Annotated in this window: 20 protein-coding genes and 1 pseudogene; 6 read left to right on the plus strand and 15 right to left on the minus strand. The window is 36.8% G+C overall.

What is annotated here, in order from left to right:
- Positions 1-2: 2 nt before the first annotated feature.
- On the minus strand, positions 3-1,463 hold the full coding sequence (locus BLP54_RS03280) for an MFS transporter (RefSeq protein WP_090166689.1): 1,461 nt from the start codon (positions 1,461-1,463) through the stop codon (positions 3-5).
- 11 nt (positions 1,464-1,474) lie between these two features.
- Positions 1,475-2,767, minus strand: coding sequence for a glycoside hydrolase family 1 protein (locus BLP54_RS03285; RefSeq protein ID WP_090166691.1), 1,293 nt, complete (start codon positions 2,765-2,767; stop codon positions 1,475-1,477).
- A 112-nt stretch (positions 2,768-2,879) separates the two neighbouring features.
- Here BLP54_RS03285 and BLP54_RS03290 point away from each other — a divergent pair, with 112 nt between their 5' ends.
- A complete protein-coding gene (locus tag BLP54_RS03290) occupies positions 2,880-4,094 on the plus strand; it encodes a helix-turn-helix transcriptional regulator (RefSeq protein WP_090166693.1) in 1,215 nt (404 codons plus the stop codon).
- 20 nt (positions 4,095-4,114) lie between these two features.
- Here the strand turns inward: BLP54_RS03290 and pgmB are convergent, their stop codons facing one another.
- From pgmB to BLP54_RS03325, 7 genes are read right to left on the minus strand one after another with little or no spacing between them, the layout of a single operon-like run.
- The gene (pgmB, locus tag BLP54_RS03295; RefSeq protein ID WP_176754443.1) at positions 4,115-4,750 is read right to left on the minus strand and encodes a beta-phosphoglucomutase; all 636 of its coding nucleotides are present in this window, start codon (positions 4,748-4,750) and stop codon (positions 4,115-4,117) included.
- Position 4,751: 1 nt separating this feature from the next.
- Positions 4,752-6,509 carry a glycoside hydrolase family 3 protein gene (locus BLP54_RS03300; protein ID WP_028247874.1) on the minus strand — a complete coding sequence of 586 codons (1,758 nt, stop codon included), beginning with the start codon at positions 6,507-6,509 and terminating at the stop codon, positions 4,752-4,754.
- An 11-nt stretch (positions 6,510-6,520) separates the two neighbouring features.
- Positions 6,521-7,996: an alpha-L-rhamnosidase-related protein gene (locus BLP54_RS03305; RefSeq protein ID WP_090166696.1), complete on the minus strand. Its 1,476-nt coding sequence runs from the start codon at positions 7,994-7,996 to the stop codon at positions 6,521-6,523.
- Positions 7,993-8,973 (minus strand): ABC transporter permease, encoded by a 981-nt coding sequence (locus BLP54_RS03310; protein ID WP_090166697.1) that lies wholly within the window; start codon positions 8,971-8,973, stop codon positions 7,993-7,995. Before BLP54_RS03310 ends, BLP54_RS03305 begins: the two co-directional genes overlap by 4 nt.
- Before the next feature lie 16 nt (positions 8,974-8,989).
- Positions 8,990-10,144: a type 1 periplasmic-binding domain-containing protein gene (locus tag BLP54_RS03315; protein WP_090166698.1), complete on the minus strand. Its 1,155-nt coding sequence runs from the start codon at positions 10,142-10,144 to the stop codon at positions 8,990-8,992.
- Between the two features lie 56 nt (positions 10,145-10,200).
- The gene (locus BLP54_RS03320; RefSeq protein WP_242870611.1) at positions 10,201-11,181 is read right to left on the minus strand and encodes an ABC transporter permease; all 981 of its coding nucleotides are present in this window, start codon (positions 11,179-11,181) and stop codon (positions 10,201-10,203) included.
- 10 nt (positions 11,182-11,191) lie between these two features.
- Entirely contained in the window at positions 11,192-12,694 is a 1,503-nt protein-coding gene (locus BLP54_RS03325) for a sugar ABC transporter ATP-binding protein (protein ID WP_242870612.1), read from the minus strand.
- Between the two features lie 177 nt (positions 12,695-12,871).
- On the opposite strand from BLP54_RS03325, the gene BLP54_RS03330 reads away from it, so the two are divergent.
- The 5 genes from BLP54_RS03330 to BLP54_RS03350 all read left to right on the plus strand — a co-directional run bounded on the left by BLP54_RS03330 (position 12,872) and on the right by BLP54_RS03350 (position 18,040).
- Positions 12,872-13,927: an AraC family transcriptional regulator gene (locus BLP54_RS03330; RefSeq protein ID WP_090166702.1), complete on the plus strand. Its 1,056-nt coding sequence runs from the start codon at positions 12,872-12,874 to the stop codon at positions 13,925-13,927.
- A 262-nt stretch (positions 13,928-14,189) separates the two neighbouring features.
- Positions 14,190-15,230, plus strand: a complete 1,041-nt coding sequence (locus tag BLP54_RS03335) for an iron-siderophore ABC transporter substrate-binding protein (protein WP_090166703.1) — start codon at positions 14,190-14,192, stop codon at positions 15,228-15,230.
- A complete protein-coding gene (locus BLP54_RS03340; protein WP_242870613.1) occupies positions 15,217-16,218 on the plus strand; it encodes a FecCD family ABC transporter permease in 1,002 nt (333 codons plus the stop codon). The genes BLP54_RS03335 and BLP54_RS03340 overlap by 14 nt, the downstream gene beginning before the upstream one ends.
- Positions 16,215-17,231, plus strand: a complete 1,017-nt coding sequence (locus BLP54_RS03345) for a FecCD family ABC transporter permease (protein ID WP_028247883.1) — start codon at positions 16,215-16,217, stop codon at positions 17,229-17,231. Before BLP54_RS03340 ends, BLP54_RS03345 begins: the two co-directional genes overlap by 4 nt.
- Positions 17,231-18,040: an ABC transporter ATP-binding protein gene (locus BLP54_RS03350; RefSeq protein WP_090166707.1), complete on the plus strand. Its 810-nt coding sequence runs from the start codon at positions 17,231-17,233 to the stop codon at positions 18,038-18,040. The genes BLP54_RS03345 and BLP54_RS03350 overlap by 1 nt, the downstream gene beginning before the upstream one ends.
- Here the strand turns inward: BLP54_RS03350 and BLP54_RS03355 are convergent.
- The 6 genes and pseudogenes from BLP54_RS03355 to BLP54_RS03380 form a co-directional block, all read right to left on the minus strand.
- Positions 18,003-19,031, minus strand: a complete 1,029-nt coding sequence (locus tag BLP54_RS03355) for a helix-turn-helix domain-containing protein (RefSeq protein ID WP_090166709.1) — start codon at positions 19,029-19,031, stop codon at positions 18,003-18,005. The two genes, BLP54_RS03350 and BLP54_RS03355, sit on opposite strands and share 38 nt — an antisense overlap.
- Complete coding sequence (locus BLP54_RS03360) at positions 19,031-19,342, minus strand: hypothetical protein (RefSeq protein WP_028247887.1); 312 nt, start codon at positions 19,340-19,342, stop codon at positions 19,031-19,033. The genes BLP54_RS03355 and BLP54_RS03360 overlap by 1 nt, the downstream gene beginning before the upstream one ends.
- Before the next feature lie 61 nt (positions 19,343-19,403).
- Positions 19,404-19,760 (minus strand): SdpI family protein, encoded by a 357-nt coding sequence (locus tag BLP54_RS03365; protein WP_090166712.1) that lies wholly within the window; start codon positions 19,758-19,760, stop codon positions 19,404-19,406.
- A gap of 116 nt (positions 19,761-19,876) precedes the next feature.
- Entirely contained in the window at positions 19,877-20,089 is a 213-nt protein-coding gene (locus BLP54_RS03370) for a hypothetical protein (protein ID WP_090166714.1), read from the minus strand.
- Positions 20,090-20,343: 254 nt separating this feature from the next.
- On the minus strand, positions 20,344-20,646 hold the full coding sequence (locus BLP54_RS03375) for an L-2-amino-thiazoline-4-carboxylic acid hydrolase (RefSeq protein WP_090166716.1): 303 nt from the start codon (positions 20,644-20,646) through the stop codon (positions 20,344-20,346).
- Positions 20,647-20,973: 327 nt separating this feature from the next.
- Positions 20,974-21,200 (minus strand): annotated as a pseudogene (locus BLP54_RS03380) (transposase); the annotation flags it as partial.

The raw sequence follows: 21,200 nt of genomic DNA on the forward strand, positions 1-21,200 counted from the left end.
TCTTATTTCACTTTCGCTTTCTGTTCTGCTATCTTTTCCTGAATCCTTACCATTTCTTCTTTAGATATAGGAGAAAGTTTCATTGCAAATAGATTACAAATCCAGCCAATAAATGGTAATCCAATATATATGAATATTGTCATATTTTTAATTGCAAGACTTGGTGTATCTGTTGGCTGTGGCATTGTAGATGTATAACCGATTAACGCTATTAGCGAAGTTGCCAAAACTGCTCCAAGTGATGAAAGAATTCTATCAAAAAAGTTATATGTTCCTGTAACAACTGCAGGCATATATTTTCCTGAACTGGCCATTTCATAATCAATCACATCCCCGCTCATAGAAGATGTAGCTGTTGTTACACACATCTTTGCGCCATTAACTAATAATGTAATTACAAAAAATACTGCAGTTGGAAGTATTTCAACAGTCACTTTTCTCATATCAACAATATACATAAATGCTGCCAATAATATGGAAAACGCCATACAAATTCCTGTCCAAAAATAAAGAGCTTCTTTGCTACCATGTTTACCTGCATATTTTGCTCCAAAAATTGCAAAAGCGATTGAAGGTAGCATTGCAACTACATTCAGTATTGTTGATAATTGCATATTTCCAATCAATATACCAAATAGCATTGTGGTAATAATAGATTGACTAGCAGTCTGCTGTGCAAGCTTATCAGTAGCTCCTGCTACAATGTACATCTGCAAAGCCTTGTTTGATTTCAACAGCTTTATCATATCTTTTACTTTTACCTTTTCGCTTGCGCCCTGGCTATCTGTTCCAAAGTTTTCTGGCTTATCAGCCTCTGATATACCAATACAAGCAAGTATCGTAAATACGAATGATATAACAATTGTCACTGTCGCACATGCTGCAAGCATCTCTACTGTATATTCATTATTGTATCTAGGGAGTAAAACAACAGTAAAAAATACAGTCATTATCATTGGTGCGAAATAATTATATACCGTTCCCCACACACCAACGATTGGTCTTTGGTTTGGATCATTTGTCATAACAGGTCCAGCTATCATACCTGCAACATTGTTCATTGTGTATCCCACAATGTAAACTAAATACATCATTGTAAACAAAACAATTCCATGGCCTTTTCCTGAGCACCATATATAGAGCATAAAGATTGCCAAACTTTCTAAACCCCAACCTGCCAGCAAGAATAAGCGAATTTTTCCATATTTTGTCATAGTCTTATCTATTAACATTGCTATAAACGGATTAATGAATCCATCAAATATTCTTGTCGCTGTCAACAAAAAACCAACAAGTGCAGTTGCAATTCCATAACCAACATTGGCCACATAACTTGCATATGTTAAGAGCATGTAAAAACACATTGCTCCACCTGAATTTATTGTTGTAAGTGCTATTTGCCAATTCTTTGCTTTTCTATAGATATCCTTTTTTTCTACGTTAGATGTTAAATTTTCTGTCATTATAAACCTCACTACTTTTCCATAAAGCTGCCAAGAACTTTAAGACTCTTTTTTGGTGTTCTTTCCATTGTATTTCTGTCAACTGATATTAATCCAAAGGTCATTGAAAAGCCCTTTTGCCACTCAAAATTATCTAATAATGACCATGCAAAATAGCCCTTTAATTTAATGCCCTCGGTAATGCAATCATTAAGTCCTGTCAATGCTTCTTTTATAAACTCACATCTTCTTTCATCATCCGATGTTGCTATTCCATTTTCAGTAACGATAATAGTGCCTTTGAATTCTTCAGCACATCTTCTAACAACATTTACTATTCCTGCAGGATAATCCTCATAGCCCATCTGTGTTTTAGTCCCTGTTTCAAACGAAGAATTTGCACCATTTTCGTCAAATATCTTTCTTGTATAACACTGAACTCCAAGGAAATCGTCCTTTTCAATATATGGAAGATAGTGTGTGAATTCATCATCCCATGCTTTCTTTGCGTTCTCTTCACCACCATCTACACATTGGATATCATGAAGAGAAAGGGTCAACCCAACCTGTATACTAGGATCAACTGATTTAATTGCATTTCGTGCAGCATTATGGGCTTTCATTACAAGCAAATCTCCTTCTTCACTAGCTTGTGAAACGAAATTTGCTACCTTTCTAGGATCATCTATATTAAATGCTTTTGCTGTTTCCATCATAGACATCATCATCTGTGATTGATTCTGAGAAAGATTTACTCCAACCTGTACTGAACCTTCCTGATTTTGAATTTCTGACTGCTTAGACATTCTTTCCGTAATATCCTTAATTAAAAAGGCCATCTGAAGACGCATATTTGCTTCATTAATTGTGCATACATATTTAACTTTACCTGCAACATGTTCTGTTACATATTTGGCATATCTTTCAAAATATCTAACCACATCTGTCGATTCCCAGCCACCCTTAGTTATTAGCCATGCTGGTGACGAGAAATGATGATAGGTAACTACCGGTTCAATTCCGTTTGCAAGACAGTAGTCAATCACCTTAATATAGTGCTCCATTTCCTTTTCATTCCACTGACCTTCTACAGGCTCAATCCTTGCCCATTCAATGGAAAATCTATATGCATTAAGCCCTGCTCGCTTTAACAAGTCGATATCTTCTTCATATCTGTTGTAATGATCTACGGCTAATCCAGATTTTTCTACAAAAACAGAATGTTCAAGATTCTCCATAATCCAATAATCGCTACCTACATTGTTTCCTTCTACCTGATGAGCCGCTGTTGCTGCACCTAACATAAAATCTTTTTTAAATAGCATAAATACCTATCCTCCTTTTGTTTTATGGATTTATTATATTTGACAGAAATATATAGAAATAATAAAATTGTACATAATTTATTAAAATAGTACATAAAGAGGATAAACTATTATGTCACATCGAATGCAACTTTTAGAATCATTGCAATCTACCATCAATATTCCATTTTGCATATACAATACTCACACCGAAATCTCTTATTTCATTCCAGACATACCTATGCCTAGTTTGATGAAATATGTAGTCTCAAGATTTAATAATGAGGGACACGATATAAATACCCCACTAATAATCATTGAAGAACCATCTATTTTTATTGCCATTTCAAAGCTATCCGATTATAGTTTTTTAATTCTTGGTCCCTGTTTGCCTCAAGAGCATAGTGATGAATTTATAAATCACTTTTTCTTTGGAAAGCCATATAGCAAGGACAAGGAAGCAATTAAGTTAAACATAAAACAAAGCAAGCTTATTTCCATAGAAGAATTAAAAAATGCACTTTGTTTAGCTTACTTTATAAACACTGCCAAAGAGCTGGACAAATCTAATATTTTAGTTGATGAAATAATTGCATCGAAAGAGCCTTTACAAAATCTCCTATCGCTTCTAGAAGTTAATAATCTTGATACCGAGGATAAGAATTACAGTAGCCCTGAATCCATTAATAACGACTTATACTCTTACTTCGCCATGGATGGAATTCCAGTCATGGAAGACTTATTTAAAAAGTTTTCAGAACCAAATCAGTATTCCTTTACGAAAATGTCCTTGGATCACGATCGCCAAACAAAATATGTTTTTATGGTAGTCGCCAACAAGATTTGTCAGGAAGCAATCCGTAGTGGTGTTGGAGAAGATGCTGTAAATGTGATTGCTGAAATAATATGTCAGAGGGTTGACTCAGCGCCAACTTATTTTGATGTGAGACCTTATTATGTAGAGCTTATTGCCGCCATCTCAGAAGTTGTAAATAACCATGCCACAGTTGAGAAAGGTTATTCACCTATGATTTCCAATTGTGTGTCTTATATAAATTCTCATGTGCAAAAAAAATTAAACTTATCTATACTGGCAGACATATGTAATGTTTCTGGGCGTTGGCTTTCTAAATGCTTTAGAAAAGAGGTTGGGGTTGCTATTCCTGATTACATTAATAACATAAAACTACAAAGAAGCACTCAATTGCTGCTTTATTCAAATGCAACTATAGAAGAAATATCAGATTTTTTTAGCTTTTCAAACCAAAGCTATTACTCGAAATTATTTAAAGAAAAATATTCCTGTACCCCATTGGAGTACAGGAATAATAAAAACATAGATAGCTAAATATCCTACAGACTATCCACTTATACTAGATCGATAATCTCTCTAAAGCTATTTATTTTATATTCTGCCTTGTCATAACTGCTAGCACTACCTATTCCTATGCTGTGAAATCCACCAGCTACTGCTGCGTCAATTCCAGCTTCGGCATCTTCAACAACAAAACAATTTTCATTCCTTAATTGAAGAATACCGGCAGCCTTAATGAAAACCTCTGGATTAGGCTTTGACTGAGAAATTATTGTTCCATCAGATATCCCATCAAAGAAATCCAAAAGACCAATGCGGCTTAAAATCAACTTAGTGTTTTGGGATGATGAACCAATAGCAAGCTTTAAACCTTTTGCTCTAAGTGCATTTAAAGTATCAATCACCTCTGACGATACATCCCTTTCTGTCATTGATGACAAAAGCTCTTTATATAAATCATTTTTCTTTGTCATCATCTCAAGCTTTTCTTCATCTGAATACTGCCTGTCAGCTTTCTCCAGAATTATCTCCAGGCTGGCAGCTCTGGAAACACCACGAAGTCTTTCATTTATTTTTCTATCAAAATAAATCCCCTCATGGTCAGCCATTTTCTTCCAGGCCTGATAATGATATTCATCAGTGCTGCAAATAACACCATCTAAATCAAATATAATTCCCTTGATTTCCATTTTATATATAGTCCTTTCCACACAGTGGGTCTACCGGGCTGATTCCTTTGAAGCTTGAGCGGCCCATAAGTTTATCAATACAGGCAGTAACAAATTCCTCATTGCCACTATAAGTATTGATATATGTTTTCATCATTGGTGCATCAAACAGATGATATGGGTATGCTGTAGAAACCATAAGCATAGGAATTTCGCTGGCATGCCATGGAGCGTCATCTCCCAGTCCAAACAATACGTTCCAGTTTAGTCTGAGTGTTGTATTATTTGATGCATTCTCCATGTTGCATACATACAGATATAAATCATAATCAGCCTTCATATCTGCAACGCTTCTGTACATTTCATTCATAAGAGCCTGCTTTTCTGGAGTCATTCTGCTTGGATCTGCAAAATCCATTACAGAAATTCGAGTACGTCTGTCTCTAACCTTGACTTCAAAGCCTTCTTCTTCTAGTTTTTCCTTCCACATCTTTACAAAATCGCTATTTGGATCATCATTTCTATCGATAACATTCAAATAAATGCGCTTATATTTTTTTGCAGAAAGTGGAAGTAAACTTTCCTCATCTCTTACGAGTGTGATAGCCTTATCTGCAACTTCCTTAGCCATCTTTCTATGCTCTTCACAACCTACTACAGCCAAAGCATCTTTGCCTGGCACAAGAGTTCCTTCTGCCTGCTTTTTGTGAAGACCTAAAGAAGCCTTTGTAGCAAGTATTCTAAGAACTGCTTCGTCTAATCTTTCTTCCTTAAGGATTCCATTTTTCACACCATTCATAAGGAATCCATAATCCTCTTCTAAGCTCTTATTGAAAAGAATCATGTCACATCCATTTTGGATAGCAGTAGGAATTGCAAGTTCCCTCTTCATAGCAGCTGTAAATCCAACCATAGGTGTAGCATCTGTAGAAATCAAGCCATTAAATCCCAGCTGCTGTCTAAGCAATTTGGTAAGTAATTCATAAGACAATGATGCAGGAAGTAACTGTTTTTCTCTTGAAGCACCATTATCGTATTTACGAACATAGGCAGGGCAAGCTATATGGCCAACCATAACTGTCTTAGCCCCCTTATCAATGAGTGACTTATATACATATCCAAAGGTCTCATCCCATTCCTCTACAGAAAGGCTATTTATGCTTGTAAGAATATGTTGATCTCGCTCATCGATACCATCTCCTGGGAAATGTTTGATAGCAACTGCCACATTATTCTCATCAGCACCATCCATGTACCTAGAAGCAAAGTCAACCACCATCTGTGGATTGTCTCCAAATGTTCTTACATTTGTAATTGGATTGTGAAACTCCTTGTTAATATCAACGATTGGTGCAAAAGACCAATTCATACCAAGAGCTGCACCTTCTTTGCAGGCCACATATCCCATTTTGTAGCCATATTCGCTATCTGCTGTTGCAGCTACTGCCATAGGCTTTCCAAAGGATGTTCCCTCAAAAGCCAAACCATCTCCTCCTGCCTCAGTATTGGCAGCAAGAAGAAGTGGAACCTTGGCGATTGATTGAATTTTTCTGTGAGTGTTCTGTATCTCCTCGGCTCTGCCACTTCGATACATCATACCCCCTACCTTTATATCTCCTACAATGTGGTTGAGGACTCCATCATCACTGCTGAATCCCATTGGACAGAATACCTGTCCACACTTATCCTCGAGTGACATCTCGCTAAAAGTAGATTCAATCCACTCTACAGCCTCATCATCTAAATAAAAGGGATTCCCCTTAAAATCAATCTTTGACATTTATAACCTCATTAATTACAAAAATATTTTCTTAAGAAATATGTTGGGCCACAGCTCCATGCGTGACAATAGCTGTTAACTATTGTTCCGCCATAAGGAGACTCATTTGGATTCTTAGGATTGTACAATTCCCAGAATGTATCTGCCCCTTCCTTAAGCATTCCACCCCAGTATTCTTCCATTTCCTTTAAAGCCTGATTCTTTTCACCAATCATAATCAAAGCTTCTATAAAGTTATGGAACATGTATGGTGTAACCATTGTTAGAGCACTTTCTTCCTGACGCAAACGCTCAATAAGCTTAACAGCGCCATTTCCTTCTACAGCTCCACCAAGAATCATCCATACCTGAGATGCATAGGATACCTGTCGGTCTGTACCAGAAACATATAGCTTCTTTTCCTCATCAAATAAAAAGCTATTAGCTGCTGATTTTAATTTGAGATAATCCTGGGCATACTCTTCTTCTGCCATTACATCTCCTGTAATCTGAGCAAGCTCAATTGCTGCCTCCAAAGCATAAAGGAATATTCCCTGGGCACTAGCCTGCTTGTTAAGCATGAGGTTCCAATCTACAAAGCACCAACCTAGCTTTTCGGAATCCCTTACAACATAGTTTTCATCAAGATTTTCTTTTGCCAGTTCAATTTGTCTTTTACATACATGCCACAAATCATTTACAGCCGAATCATCTCCTGTTTGTCTGTAATAGTCCAATAATGTATTAATAAATAACAATGAGTAATCAAACATGAAAGTGTCATCCACCTCTGGCTCTGGTTCAAGGAATATGCATGCTCCCACTCTATCCTCATCGTTCGTAAGAGCCCCAAAAAGATACAGGCACTCCTTTACTAAATCGTAATTACGATATGTCTCATAATTAGCCAATGCTTGCATTCTTAAATCGCCAATCCAAAGACGTCTATCTCTCTTTGGTCCATCTTCAAAAACCAGCTGCATACAATCATGAAGAGTTTTGATAGCAACTCTATCAAGATCCTTGTGTAACTGATTATCAGAATTAAGTGGAACAAGCTTAGAATCGTCAGCTGAAGATTCGCTAGTGCACACCACATTGTCCAAATAAAGCTTGAATTTATCACTTATATCTAAAACTTCAATTTTTACATATCTAAATGAATATCTTCTTTCTAGTGACACTCTTGATGGAATAACATCTACGTGAATCTGTTCCTCCTCAATCCATGATGCACTTATCCATCCTTTGTATTCAGCAGGATTCTCGTATAACTCGATTTCTCTTTCTGCAAAATGAATTTTGAGAAAAGCAGGTGCATCGGCATGAGAACCGACAGATTTCAAATCGAAAGCTAATCTTCCCACCTGATGATCACCAAAATCTATTATTATGCTATCTCCCTTTGAAAGATACTTGCACTCAGTCATATTTACAGGAGTTATATCCTTATAAATTAGCTTTGGCAATAAGCCTAAAGCTGTTTTCAATAATTTTTCATTTCTCATCTTTTAAATAATCTCTTTATCACGTTTATATTGTTTAAATAAATCAAAAATACCACTAGAAGTACGGCATTTATAATTGATTGCATAGAAGCAGTTACTTGATTTGAAAAAACAGCAAATGTGGAATTCAAAAGTGACATACAAACTGCTGCAAGCAAGAATCCCATCTTTTCATTGCAGTACTGGCTGATATATCCACCAATAAACATTGGAAGAAATGCTGTAAACATGATTGCAATACTTCCGAAGTTTAGCTGTCCACCATTGATTGTTGTGTTTCTTGCAGCATTTAAAAATCCTACAAGTCCCATTAATGCTCCGCATATTCCATAGCAGATCAGCGCATTTTTCACTTCGTTAATACCAGTGTTTATTGAAACCTTCTGTCCACTTTTCAGAGCTGCGTAATCATATCCGAATGTTGTCTTTTCAAATACAACAACCATAAATATGAGCACCACAAGAATGATAATAAATGCATAAACCCAAGTATTAGCAAAAGCGGACATAGATGAATTCTGTACCTCTTTCATAAGGTATTTTCCACTTGTGATTGTGTACATGATTCCCTCGTAAATAAGAGTCACACCAAGTGATGTGATAATAGGTGGTAAACGCAGTGCAACGTAGATAGCTCCTGAGATTAATCCCAATAAGCATCCCACAGCTACTGTTACAATAAGCATCATCACTGCAGAGCCCTTTCCACCAGCAAGAGCTGAATATGTTATTTCAGCTCCAATTACTGATGAAAGCGCTGCCATTGAACCAAGTGAAAAATCAAATCGTCCACTATTTAGATTTATAGAAAGAGCCATTGTTGTAATCATGACAATTGCTGTGTAAACAACAAAATTATCAAAACTCTTTGCATTTGTAATAATATTTTGTCCCTGTGTAAGGCAAAGTCCCTCAAGTATTGCTGCTACTAAAACGGGTATTGCCAATGAATGTATTATCTTCTTAAGGGTGCTCATAATTGCCTCCAAAAAACTATTTTGACTCTACAAGAGCCTTTACATCATCATAAGTAACTGCATCACCGATGATTGTATCAAGTGATTCCTTATCAAAAATTGGTGTATCTCCGTTGTCTGTTACATAATATTCGTTGAACGAATCAACATCTGTTGCTACAAGGTATCCCTGGCTTAATGAAACTGCATTTCCATCATTGTCACGGATTACATTTCCATTTACTGCATTCATAACAAGTGCAAATACAGGTCCAATTGATGAAGAATACTTACCAGCAAGATATGTAAGTGTTCCATTTGTCATAGAATCCAAATTCATTTCTGTAAATGAATCAATATCAGCAAACTGAATATCATTCTGAGCTAATGTCTGAGCAAAGAATGTTGTAGCCATACCAACTGATAAGAAAGCTTCTGGAGCCTTCTGGATTGCCGCATTAAGCTCATCTGTAGTTGTATCACCATATCCCTGAAGATATGCAACTACCTCTACATCACCTTCAATCTTTGATGGATCAACAGCCTGGTCTCCAAAAATCTGACCGATCATACCATTCATATCATCTGTTCCACCGTATGTGTCACCAAGTCCTGCAATGATTCCTGCTGCACGATATACATGCATTGGGTTTGGAATGAATGCACCGTAAATTGCAACTGTGCTAATTCCCTGCTCCTTGTAGTACTCCCCCATAGCCTTTCCAGCTTCAAACTCTGTTTCGTTTGATGGTCCAATCTGACCTACAAAATGCTCATAACCCTTGTACTGTTCGTACTGCTCATCATCAAGAACACCAGATGCAATTGCATAGTAAACACCATATTCTTCACATGTCTCAATCTGCTGTGCTCTATCTGAGCTTGAAAGAGAAATGATTGCGTCATATCCCTTAGATGCAAACTTCTCAATTGCAGCCTTCTCATCTTCTGCACTTTCAAGAGCATCTGTATATTCGAAAGTAACGTCATAGTTGTTCTGAATATACTCTTCATAATAGTTTCTGAAACCAAGAGCTTCCTCACCACTTACATCAGCTACTAGGACACCAATTTTAACCCCGTCCTTTGATGCAGATGCTGTGTCATTAGAATTTCCGCATCCTGCCAAAACACCAGCGCTCATTACACCAACAAGTGCTAAGCTAATGAGTTTTGCAAATCTTTTTTTCATCTTCAAATCCCTCCATAATTAACCATTATTTCTAACTGCCAAAGCAGTTGGTACCTTTATCTTGGCAATGCCTGAGTACGGTAGTTCATACTTGTTATGTATACAACTGCCATAAAGAATAAAGCAGATATCACCTGAGTAATTCCATATGCCGCGCTACTATCAATAACAATTTCCAAAATGTCGTTCAGTAGCATGTAGGAAAATCCACCAACCAAGGCTGCATAGATTTTTGAACGAGGGCCACCTGAAATAGGCATTCCTCCAAATACAATTGCAATAAAAATATTCATTCCAATGCTTGATGCTGTTTGTGTTGTAACTGATGGTGTATAGGTAAGAGTAAGAAATGCCCCGAGACCTACACCAATTCCTGCCATCGTAAATGCGATAATTGTATACTTGTTTGCTTTAATTCCTGTAAGTGAAGCACATAGTGGATTACCACCTATAAACTTCATTCTTCTACCAGTTTTTGTTAACTGGAAAACATAGAAACAAACTGCAAAATATATAATTAAGAGCATTGCTTTAAATCCGATTCCTGAATAAGGCTTTACAACGCTTGAAGGAATACTGATTCCACCGAGAGCACCACCATCTGTTGTAATAATCTGAGATGCTATTGCAGACAAAACTGACATCATAGCAACAGTTGTTACGAATGCAGGTATGTTAAATACTGATGCCAAAACTGAATTAAACAATGAGCATGCAATACCTGTTGCAAACAAAACAAGAATCATAAGCGCAAGGCTTTCTGTCTTGTTGTAAACTGTAACACCAAGGGTCGCTGCAAAAAGAGTAGATGCACCAAGGCTGATATCAAATGTTCCTAAGGTATAAATAAAAATTGCTCCTGTTGCTACAACCGCAAGAACTACCGCCTCGTTGAAAACGATTTGTAAATACATATCAAGCCTATAGCCGTATGTTTGAATAACTCCGCAAAAGATAAAAAACAAAGCAATAAGCGCTACCAATGGCAATGTAGCTATAAGCATTTGAGTATTTTTGAATTTCTTAAGTTTACTCACAGCGTACCTCCTATATCATGTAGCCAATAACGTCTGCTTCAGACAAATCTTTGCTACGATTGAATTCTTTTGTTATTTCTCCGTCCTTCATAATCAGGACTCTATCGCTCATTCCCAACAATTCTGGAAGCTCTTCACTTATCATAAGAATTGCTTTTCCCTGTTTTTTAAGCTTTATCATCAGCTGGTACATAGCCTGTTTTACGCCGATGTCAACGCCACGTGTTGGACAATCTAGAATGAGAATTTCACTGTCGCATCCAATCCATTTTCCAAAAACAACCTTCTGCTTGTTTCCACCAGATAACTGGCTCACCTGCTGATTCATATCGCTACACTTTATGGAAAGATCATTAACCTGTTTCTGCACATAATCCTTCTCATTCTTTTCTGTAATCATGCCAGCGTTATTTTTGAAAATATTCATTCCTGCAATAGCGATGTTGTCTTTAATGCTGGCTTCCAAACAAAGGGACTTTGTATCTCTGTCCTTTGATACATATCCAATCTTTTGAGATACAGCATTATGACAGCTTTTGATTTCCTTGCCAGATTCTGTAATCACCTGTCCAACATCAAGTTCCAATGCTCCGAAAAGAGCTTCCCCTAAATAGTGCATTCCACATGTTGAAAGGCCCCCGATTCCAACTATCTCGCCTTTGTGGAGACTGATGTTAACATTCTTTAATTTGTCGCCGTAATTGATATTCTTACCTTCTAATGCAACCTCTTCCTGAGAAGTAGCTTCGAAGTCAGTTCTGTAATAATCCCCCTGAAGCTCACGTCCGATCATGCTTGTTCGGATTAAATCGTCATCGAATTCTTCTTTTTCAAATGTTCTAATCAACTTACCATCACGAAGCACTGTCAATGTATCGCAAACAGTAGTGATTTCTTCTAAATCGTGGGAAATAAAAATAACTGATTTATTCTCTCTTTTAAGTCTTTTGATAAGTCCATACATCAATGTTCTTCCATCATGTGACAATGCTGTACTAGTCTCATCTATTACTAAAATGTCAGGCTTTTTCATCATGACTTTCGCAATTTCAACAAGCTTTCTTTCCTGGAAATCAAGACTTCCCATTAAGTCACTAGCCTTTACATTTTTGATTCCAATTTCCTGTAATACTTTACCAGCTTCTTCATAAAGCTTTTTCTTATCAACAAGTCCAAACTTATTTTTAAAAAGCTTTAACTCTGCTAAGAAAATGTTTTCCGCTACAGTTATTCCAGCAATAGTACCGCTTTCCTGAACAACCATACCAATTCCACCCGTTAAGGCATCTATCATGCTCTCTGGATTCCACTCTTTGTTCTTGAAAATCATCTGTCCCTCATTTGCCTTCTGCATACCAGCTGCTATAGAGGATATAGTTGATTTTCCCGAACCGTTTTCTCCAATAAGACCTCTTACCTCACCTGGATAAACTGTAAGTGAAACATCATCTAGGGCTATAACGCTACCAAACCTTTTTGAAATATTTTTCATTTCAAGTATTGGTTCACTCATAATCATCAACACCTTTCTCCTTACTTAACTTGCAGGTTGATTATAGAATCATTTTTGCCCTTTAATAATTAACAATATTGTGCAACTATATTGACCTATTTTGATGTATATGGATTATATGAAATATATTTTTGATTTTTTTTGACATAGAACCCTTTTTGAGCTATCATCATCTTCATGGACGCAAAAGCATTAAGACAGCATATCTACGATATGACGGAAACAGAAAAATTCTATAAAGAATATTACTTAGCAAGAAGCAATCAGAAAGAACTTAACAAGTTTCTTGCTAATCTGAATATGGACGAGGTTTTCAAAAAGCATTTGTTGATTTTGGAAATAGAGGAAACCATTCCCGAAGTTTTCGAGGATTCATTTTTCTTTGACTTGTCAAATAACGACAGTATTGTTGTGCAGAAGCACGAAAGATATAGTCCTGCCATTGAACATAGTCATACTTTCTTTGAAATCACTTATATTTTTGATGGACAATGCACCCAGGAAATATCAGGAAGCACTATCAATATGCGAACAGGGGATTTTTGTATTATTCCTCCAGGTATTAAGCATTCTATTTCCATTTTTGACGACACAATTGCCATCAATATTATGCTTAGAAAAGATACTTTACACTCCATGTTTTATGGCTTTTTGAATACACCAAATATTCTTTCATCATTCTTTCTAAACAATATCTACGCTAAAAAAGCAAATGATTATATTATGTTTAGAACCGGAAGTGACGAGTCCTTAAATGTATCTTTTATATGGATGTTGGCGGAAAGCACAAACAAACAAGAATACTACTATCAAGCAATAACCAATACTCTGCTATTAGATTTTTACATGATTATCAGAAACTACTCTGAATCAGTACAAATGCCCTTGTTCGACAGTAGAGTTGATGTTCAAAGATACGCTCTTATTCAATACATTCAGGAGAATTATAAAGAGATTACTCTTTCAGATTTGGCTAAGAAGTTCCATTACTCAAATGAATATACCTCGCGTTTGATAAAGGAATTGACTGGCATGAATTACACTGAGATTCTTAGAACTGTAAGAATAGAACACTCACAGGATTTGCTTGCAAACTCTACTATGTCTGTAGCAACAATAGCAGAGGCAATTGGATATGATACTGCCGAACACTATATTCGACAGTTTAAGAAACATACAGGCATGACGCCATCAGCATTCAGAAAACAATCTGCATCAACCAGAAATAGATAATTCGACTTAACAAGTTTTGGCTCAATTAGGTTGAACGATAGTCACTATTCTTCCAAGAACTTCTTTCAATTTCATTATTTTCTGATTACTGCCCTACTCTTTTCAAAAATCTTTTGTTTGAGATATGTTTCCTACTGAATCGGGTGCAGAAATTCTTAAATCAGTCGTGATGTTTGACATGACTAACTTCCTATGGTAAATTTCTTTCACATTGTTAGTTGATTCTAACTTTAGATAGATAAGATATGGAGGATTAATTTTAATGAAAAAACCATTACTAGCTTTATTGTTATCTACTTCGATTTTTGCATCATTTATTGGTTGCGGTTCTACATCACAGAAAGCAGAAACAGCTACTTCTGAGACAACAGCAGAAGCTGATACTCAGTTTCCACTTACTATTAAACACGCTTTTGGTGAGACAGTTATTGAAAGTAAGCCTGAACGAATTGTAAACCTTGGATGGGCTAATCAAGATACAACACTTGCACTTGGTGTAGTTCCAGTTGGTGTGTCTGCAGCAAATTATGGTCTTATGACTGAAAATAAACTTCATCCTTGGACTGATGATGCTTTCAAAAATTTAGGTGAAACTTCTCCAAATGTTTTCAATGATGAAACTGGTTGGGATTACGAAGCCATTGCTGCCTGTGAACCAGATGTTATCATTGCTTCTTACTCTGGATTCACCGAAGAGGAATATAATCTTCTTTCTGAAATTGCTCCTGTTGTTCCTTTCTTGGAAGTTGCATGGAAGACAAACTGGCGTGAACAAACTATTACAAACGCTACTGCAATGGGACTTAAAGAAGATGGTGAAAAGCTTGTAGAACAGACTGATGCATTGATTGCAGAAAAGCTTGCTGACTACCCTGACCTTGAAGGAAAAACTGCTGGTTACTTCTGGATATCACAAGATGATATGAGTACATTTTATGCATATCTTCCAAATGACCCACGAGCTTCTTATCTTAATGATTTAGGCTTGGCTACTCCAGAAAGCATTCTTTCTTTGGCAGAGACTTCTGATGATTTCTCGGTAACTATTTCACGAGAAAAAACAGATATGTTAAATGACGTAGATATTATGGTTGTGTATGGTGATAAAGGACTTTTGGAAGCACTTCAGGCCGACCCACTTATGAGCCAGATTCCTGCTGTAAAAAATGGTGCAGTTGTATTAATTGATTCAACAACAGCCTTAGCAGCAGCAACAACTCCATCAATTCTCTCTATACCATATGCAGTTGATGATTATCTTAAAGTATTAAATGAGGCAGCACAAAAAATTGAAGCAAAATAATAAGATTAAAACAATAACTTTAATAGGAATATTATTACTGTTTATATCAGTTATCTTGTCAATAACCTACGGAGCAAAATCCGTAGGTTTACCTGATGTTATAGATGCATTACTTGGCAGAAATCTTGAAGACTACAATGTGAATGTAGTTCAGGCACGACTACCTCGCACACTCTTTGGAATTATAGCTGGTGCGTCTCTTAGCATTTCTGGTGTATTGATGCAGTCTATTACCAGAAACCCAATAGCTGATCCAAGTATACTCGGGGTTAACACTGGTGCCTCCCTTTTTATAGTATTTGGAATATCATTTTTTAATATTCAATCCAAGCTATCATATATTGGACTTGCCTTTGTAGGGGCGCTCCTCACTTCCATATTTGTTTATCGTCTGGCAAGTCTTGGTTATAGTGGGGCCACGCCAATTAAGCTTGCTATTTCTGGGGCAGCTATTAGCACCGCTCTATCCAGTCTTATAAGCATAATTGTTATGCCAGATTCCAGTGTAATGACATCCTTCAGATTTTGGCAGATAGGCAGTATTGGCGGCACATCTACTGATGACATCTTATTGCTTCTCCCATTCACTGTTTTGGCTATCGTGGTGAGTTTTCTTCTATCAGACAATCTGGACACAATGCTTCTTTCAGAAGAAACTGCAATAGCTCTAGGACTAAACATTGGTCGTACTAGAATTTTGGCAGCTCTTTGTGGCGTATTATTATGTGCTTGCACCACAGCACTAGCAGGACCAATTAGCTTTATCGGTCTTATGATTCCTCATCTTATCCGCTCTTCTATTGGATCCAGCCACAAACCACTTATTATTCTAAGTGGAATATATGGTGGTGCTATTCTTATTATCTCAGATGTGCTTGGACGAATCCTTGGCGCTCCAGGTGAATTGGAGTCTGGAATAATGACAGCACTTATTGGAGCTCCAGTATTTATTTACATTATTAGAAAGGCGAAGCTTCAGAGCTTATGATAAAAAACGAAATCATTTTTCACGGAATAAAAAAAAGACAGAAACACTACCATATTGCAATCTTTATAATGTTTGTTATCCTTGCAATACTTGTTTGTCTCAATGTTACAATTGGCGAGAAAAACTATACTCTTGCCGAAGTAGTAAGCATCATTTTAAATGGTGAAAACAACTATATCATAATGAAGCTTAGGTTACCTCGAACTATAGCAGGTATTTTTTGCGGAATTGCCTTTGCCATTGCAGGAAACACATTTCAGACCCTTCTTGGCAATCCACTGGCAAGCCCTGATATTATCGGAGTTTCCTCTGGATCAACAGTAGCTGCAGTTTTCTGTATTTTATTTTTGAATCTAAACAGAGGGATTGTCTCTATCATCTCCGTTGTTGCCGGATTACTTGCAGCGTTTACAATCTACAAGCTATCCTGTAAAAATGGATTTTCTAACAGCAGGCTTATTCTCACAGGTATTGGGGCCCAGGCATTCTTTACAGCCCTTATAAACTGGATGGTAATGCGAGCTGCAGAATATGATGTTCCAACAGCCATGAGATGGATGGCAGGCAATCTCAACGGAATCACAACAGATACACTACCTCTCCTTGTGATTGTGGTAATCCTTGCTTTTGCGATAATGATTTATTGTAATCAAAGTATCCGGTCTCTGGAATTAGGCGAACGATATGCCACAATCCTAGGAGTAAATGTTAGTGTAGTTAGAACACTCCTCATGTTTTGCTCTGTTGTGTTGATTGCATTTGCTACCTCAATCTCTGGTCCAATTGCTTCAATTGCTTTTTTATCTGGACCAATTGCGACCCGTATATGTTCAAACAACCAAACCAACTACACGTCCTCAGCATTAATTGGAGCAATTCTTGTAATAGCAGGAGACTTTATTGGACAAAATCTCCTTCCAACTAGATATCCAGTTGGAATTGTTACTGGACTTCTAGGAGCTCCATACCTTGTATATCTTCTAATCAGACAAAATAAAGGAGGCGTAATTTAGTGAAAGCCCATTCTCTTAAAGCTGAAAATTTAGTTGCCGGATATGGCGACGATATCATATTAAACTCTGTGAATATGAAAATTCCAGAAAATAAAATCAGTGTCATTCTCGGTTCAAATGGAAGTGGCAAGTCTACTATGCTTAAAACCTTCTGCAGACTTTTGGCTCCAAAATCCGGCTCGATTCTCCTAGACGACAAGTCTATCAATTGCATTAGAAGCAAGGACATTGCCAAGTCCATAGGATTACTTCCACAGGATTCTATAGCACCAGCTGGAATCTCTGTAGCTGAGCTTGTTGCCAGAGGTCGCTTCCCTTACAGGAAATTTATGGCACCTCTTACAAAAGAAGATTACATCGCAATTGAGGAAGCTATGGAAGCAATGAATATATGTATGCTTGCAGACAAAAGTGTAGATGAATTATCAGGCGGGCAACGTCAACGTGTCTTTATTGCCCTAGCACTTGCCCAACAGACAGATATCCTGTTTTTAGACGAACCTACAACTTACCTAGACATTGCTTACCAAATAGAAATACTTGATCTTTTAAAGGATTTAAACAAAAAGAAAAAGACCACCATTGTGATGGTCTTGCATGATATAAATCTTTCCAGCAAATATGCTGATTATATTTTCGCCATGAAAAATGGTCATCTTATCAAAGAAGGCGAACCAGCTGATATTATTACCCCTGAAACTATCAGGGAAATCTATGGACTTGAAAGTGTTGTTGTGACAGCCCCTGTCTCCAACAGTCCTATGATTATCCCTATAAGCTCTCACGATGAGATTTCTGGAGTTTCTTAAAGGCTCCTGGGGATAAACCACACCATTTTTTAAATGCATTATAGAAAGCAGTTTGGCTATGATAGCCGACTGCTTTTGATATTTCTTCAAAGGTATCCGAATCGTTTAAAATGAGCCATGCCGCTCTACTCATCCTAATATTATTTTGAAAATCCCAAATAGTCTGTTTGTAATAATCTAAAAAACCATACTTCAGCTTTTGCTCACTTATACCCACTTCCTGCGCCAACATGGGAATAGTTTTAAATTCATATGCCGAAGACATAATTATCTCATGAACCTGATTTATCTTGCGCAAATCTTCTGAATTAATCTTTATGTCTCTGGCCCCAGCTTTGATAGTGCGCAGGCTTTTATCCCCTTCTGCGCTGAAAAGCTTTCGTGATGGTGGGCTAAGAAGTAGTTCTACAAGCTCCACAGCCGCTGCCTGGGCTATATGCTCTGTCATAATCCTATTTTGCATATACCCTTCCAGTTTGGACAAAACGGCAGTAATCTCTGGTATCAAGATTGTATATCTGGTATTAATTCTAAAAAAACTAAACTCGGAAATGCTCCTGCCAATAGTAGGTAAAAGACTATTCACCAAATAATCGTAGTTAATAGAAAATTCTATTCCTTTAAAATGTTGCTTTGCCCTCCATGCACCTATTCCTCTATCCATTTTTTCTAAGGACATAAATGACGATGGAATTGACTGAGCTATTATATCCCCATCTTTAACAGAATACGTCACTCCTGCATAAATAATTCCAAAATGCAAAAACTGAGTGTCATACTGATATTCAATAGAAAAATCATCCTCTATTAAATAGTCACCAATCCCGCATTGGATTGTATCAGGATTTCCATAGCTTACTATCGTTCCCAATGAATCGTTTTTATATATTGTAAAGCCATCTTCCTCGTTCACATATTTAATCCTTGCGAGCTTATGAAACAACTTCTGATATTCAGTTGATGAATGTGCGATTTCACTTTTCATTTCCATTAGCAACCTTTTCTTCCACTCTTGTGATCTTCTATTGAACAAGCATTAGCAGTGCCATATTCAATCAAGCCTGCATCGGCAGGATCAATAGACACTCTACCATCCTCAAATACAAAAGCAGGAATACCAACATCGCCTATTTCTTTACAGTGATCAAAAACAGAATTGGTATCACGTAGTCTGGTGAACGCTCCCATATTTCTGATGTTCTCACCTATATTGATATATTCAAATTCTGACTCTCTACCCTTAATCTGCTCATGAATGTAATCACAATATGGACAAGTTGGCATTCCGTATATCTTAATCATAGGCTTTCCCCTCCATTTTCTATAATCTTCTTACCATAACCCGATTAAAATAACCTCTCCTCTAGAAATTCTTTTTCAAATTGATTTCTGTAGGTATGATTGGCCAAAGTATTATAGCCATCTGTAAAACCATAATAATAAGTCCTGCTGTTCCAAGCACATCTTGGCTGCTATGTATAAATGGAATATAAGCTATTACGGACGCTGGCAACAAAATCAATCCAAGCTTAAACCACAATCGCCCAAAATACTCTTGAGCAAACTGCCAAGACTCTACATTTTTCCTAGAACGCTTAGTCCTATATCCATAGAAAGAATTGATGTCCTTTGGACCATGTTTCCACAAAAGCCATCCAAACAAAATCATAATACCTGGTATAAGCAATCCATTGATTAGCATAAACCACCAGAAAAACATAACAGCTCCTCCAAAGCAAATGCTTTTATTTGTACCCCTTCAACTGCTCTTCTATCTGTTAATTCTCATCTTCCATTGCAAGGAACCAAGGACTAACCTTGGTTGGATAATATTATTTATCTAAAAAGGAATCCAAGTGGATCTATATCAAAAAACATACAGGCAAAGACTAGCAACCAACAAATGGCAATGGTTCCAATAATCACTTTTATCAGTATGTCATTCCTAAGATGGTAAAACGGAATCTTTCCTATTATCTCATCACTCTGCTTATTTCCACAGCCCACAAGCATACAAGCCAATAATAATGTAACTAACGTCTTTTTCATAAATAATCCCTTTGCTATATTTTTTCTTTCTAATATATCACAGAAGGGTATTTGATTATATCATTTACTTAGGATTCTTTATTTTATCCGGTACAATTCAGTAGTCGCAGATTGCCCCACCTATAGCCAATGTATAATCTCTATGTAAAACTCCATGTTTTACTTCCGTCATCCTTGTGGTCATTTTCAAAATTACTTACCATCCAACACAGCAAGTCGATTGTTGATATTCTTACCGACGATAGCAAATATTTTTAAAAGGACTTTTTAAGTCTATAGTCGCAACAATCATCACCTTCTGCGACTGATTTAGTCCTCTTGTAATCAACTCCTCTAAATCCATTCATATATTCCTTATCCATGCAACAAATCATCTGAATAGCGTTTGGTGTGCCTAGTTCAAGAGCCTTATCAGCCGATGGTTCTGCATCCTGTAGTTTGACAAATTCGGATTCAGCATTATTCCACATTTCTTTTGCCATGGCAGACCCATAGTTATCCTCTAATACCTTATAGAAATTCCTGAAAATAAAAGATTTGTTCAAATTATTGCCCATTCCTCTAATTCCCCACTCTCTTCTAGTTTTATACTACCACCTCTCGTTAGATGTGTCTAACTTAATTTAAAAAATATAGAAGCTCTCACACTCGAAAGCTCCTAAATATAAGATAGCAACTTTGCATGGCATTTTATTGGACGCCCTACTCCATTGATTTTAAAGGCAATTTTTTTATAAAAAAGACTACTGTTTTTTTACAGTAGTCTCAGAGTGTAGACAAAGAGGATGCTGCAAAACTAAAATTTTGCAGCATCCTTTCCTTTTTTCTAAGATTATATTTTGATTTTTGTGTAAAAAGGCCTTCCTTTAGGCCATTTTCAAATCCCATTCTTGCTGTATTTTTGCCAGTTTCTTTAAATTCATACACGCAAAGGTAAGCGCGACTTTCATTATCATGCGCGCCTTACCATACATCTGTGTATATCTAAAACCATGATTCTCTTTAGCTGTTCCAAAGATTCTTTCAATGGTTTCTTTTCTGTGAGAGTATAAATCTTTCATACCTAAGGTATGTCTTATGTCTTCACATGTTTCCATGTATTCTTCCCAAA

The organism is Pseudobutyrivibrio sp. 49 (assembly GCF_900100545.1).
Classification (GTDB): Bacteria; Bacillota; Clostridia; order Lachnospirales; family Lachnospiraceae; genus Pseudobutyrivibrio.

Coding starts and splice junctions, on each gene's coding strand:
- BLP54_RS03325 (WP_242870612.1), bottom strand. CDS start 12,694: ATGAGTGAACCAATACTTGAAATGAAAAATATTTCAAAAAGGTTTGGT.
- BLP54_RS03375 (WP_090166716.1), bottom strand. CDS start 20,646: ATGGGCAATAATTTGAACAAATCTTTTATTTTCAGGAATTTCTATAAG.
- BLP54_RS03355 (WP_090166709.1), bottom strand. CDS start 19,031: ATGGAAATGAAAAGTGAAATCGCACATTCATCAACTGAATATCAGAAG.
- BLP54_RS03310 (WP_090166697.1), bottom strand. CDS start 8,973: ATGAGCACCCTTAAGAAGATAATACATTCATTGGCAATACCCGTTTTA.
- BLP54_RS03305 (WP_090166696.1), bottom strand. CDS start 7,996: ATGAGAAATGAAAAATTATTGAAAACAGCTTTAGGCTTATTGCCAAAG.
- BLP54_RS03370 (WP_090166714.1), bottom strand. CDS start 20,089: ATGAAAAAGACGTTAGTTACATTATTATTGGCTTGTATGCTTGTGGGC.
- BLP54_RS03345 (WP_028247883.1), top strand. CDS start 16,215: ATGATAAAAAACGAAATCATTTTTCACGGAATAAAAAAAAGACAGAAA.
- BLP54_RS03335 (WP_090166703.1), top strand. CDS start 14,190: ATGAAAAAACCATTACTAGCTTTATTGTTATCTACTTCGATTTTTGCA.
- pgmB (WP_176754443.1), bottom strand. CDS start 4,750: ATGGAAATCAAGGGAATTATATTTGATTTAGATGGTGTTATTTGCAGC.
- BLP54_RS03365 (WP_090166712.1), bottom strand. CDS start 19,760: ATGTTTTTCTGGTGGTTTATGCTAATCAATGGATTGCTTATACCAGGT.
- BLP54_RS03280 (WP_090166689.1), bottom strand. CDS start 1,463: ATGACAGAAAATTTAACATCTAACGTAGAAAAAAAGGATATCTATAGA.
- BLP54_RS03330 (WP_090166702.1), top strand. CDS start 12,872: ATGGACGCAAAAGCATTAAGACAGCATATCTACGATATGACGGAAACA.
- BLP54_RS03285 (WP_090166691.1), bottom strand. CDS start 2,767: ATGCTATTTAAAAAAGATTTTATGTTAGGTGCAGCAACAGCGGCTCAT.
- BLP54_RS03315 (WP_090166698.1), bottom strand. CDS start 10,144: ATGAAAAAAAGATTTGCAAAACTCATTAGCTTAGCACTTGTTGGTGTA.
- BLP54_RS03290 (WP_090166693.1), top strand. CDS start 2,880: ATGTCACATCGAATGCAACTTTTAGAATCATTGCAATCTACCATCAAT.
- BLP54_RS03360 (WP_028247887.1), bottom strand. CDS start 19,342: ATGATTAAGATATACGGAATGCCAACTTGTCCATATTGTGATTACATT.
- BLP54_RS03300 (WP_028247874.1), bottom strand. CDS start 6,509: ATGTCAAAGATTGATTTTAAGGGGAATCCCTTTTATTTAGATGATGAG.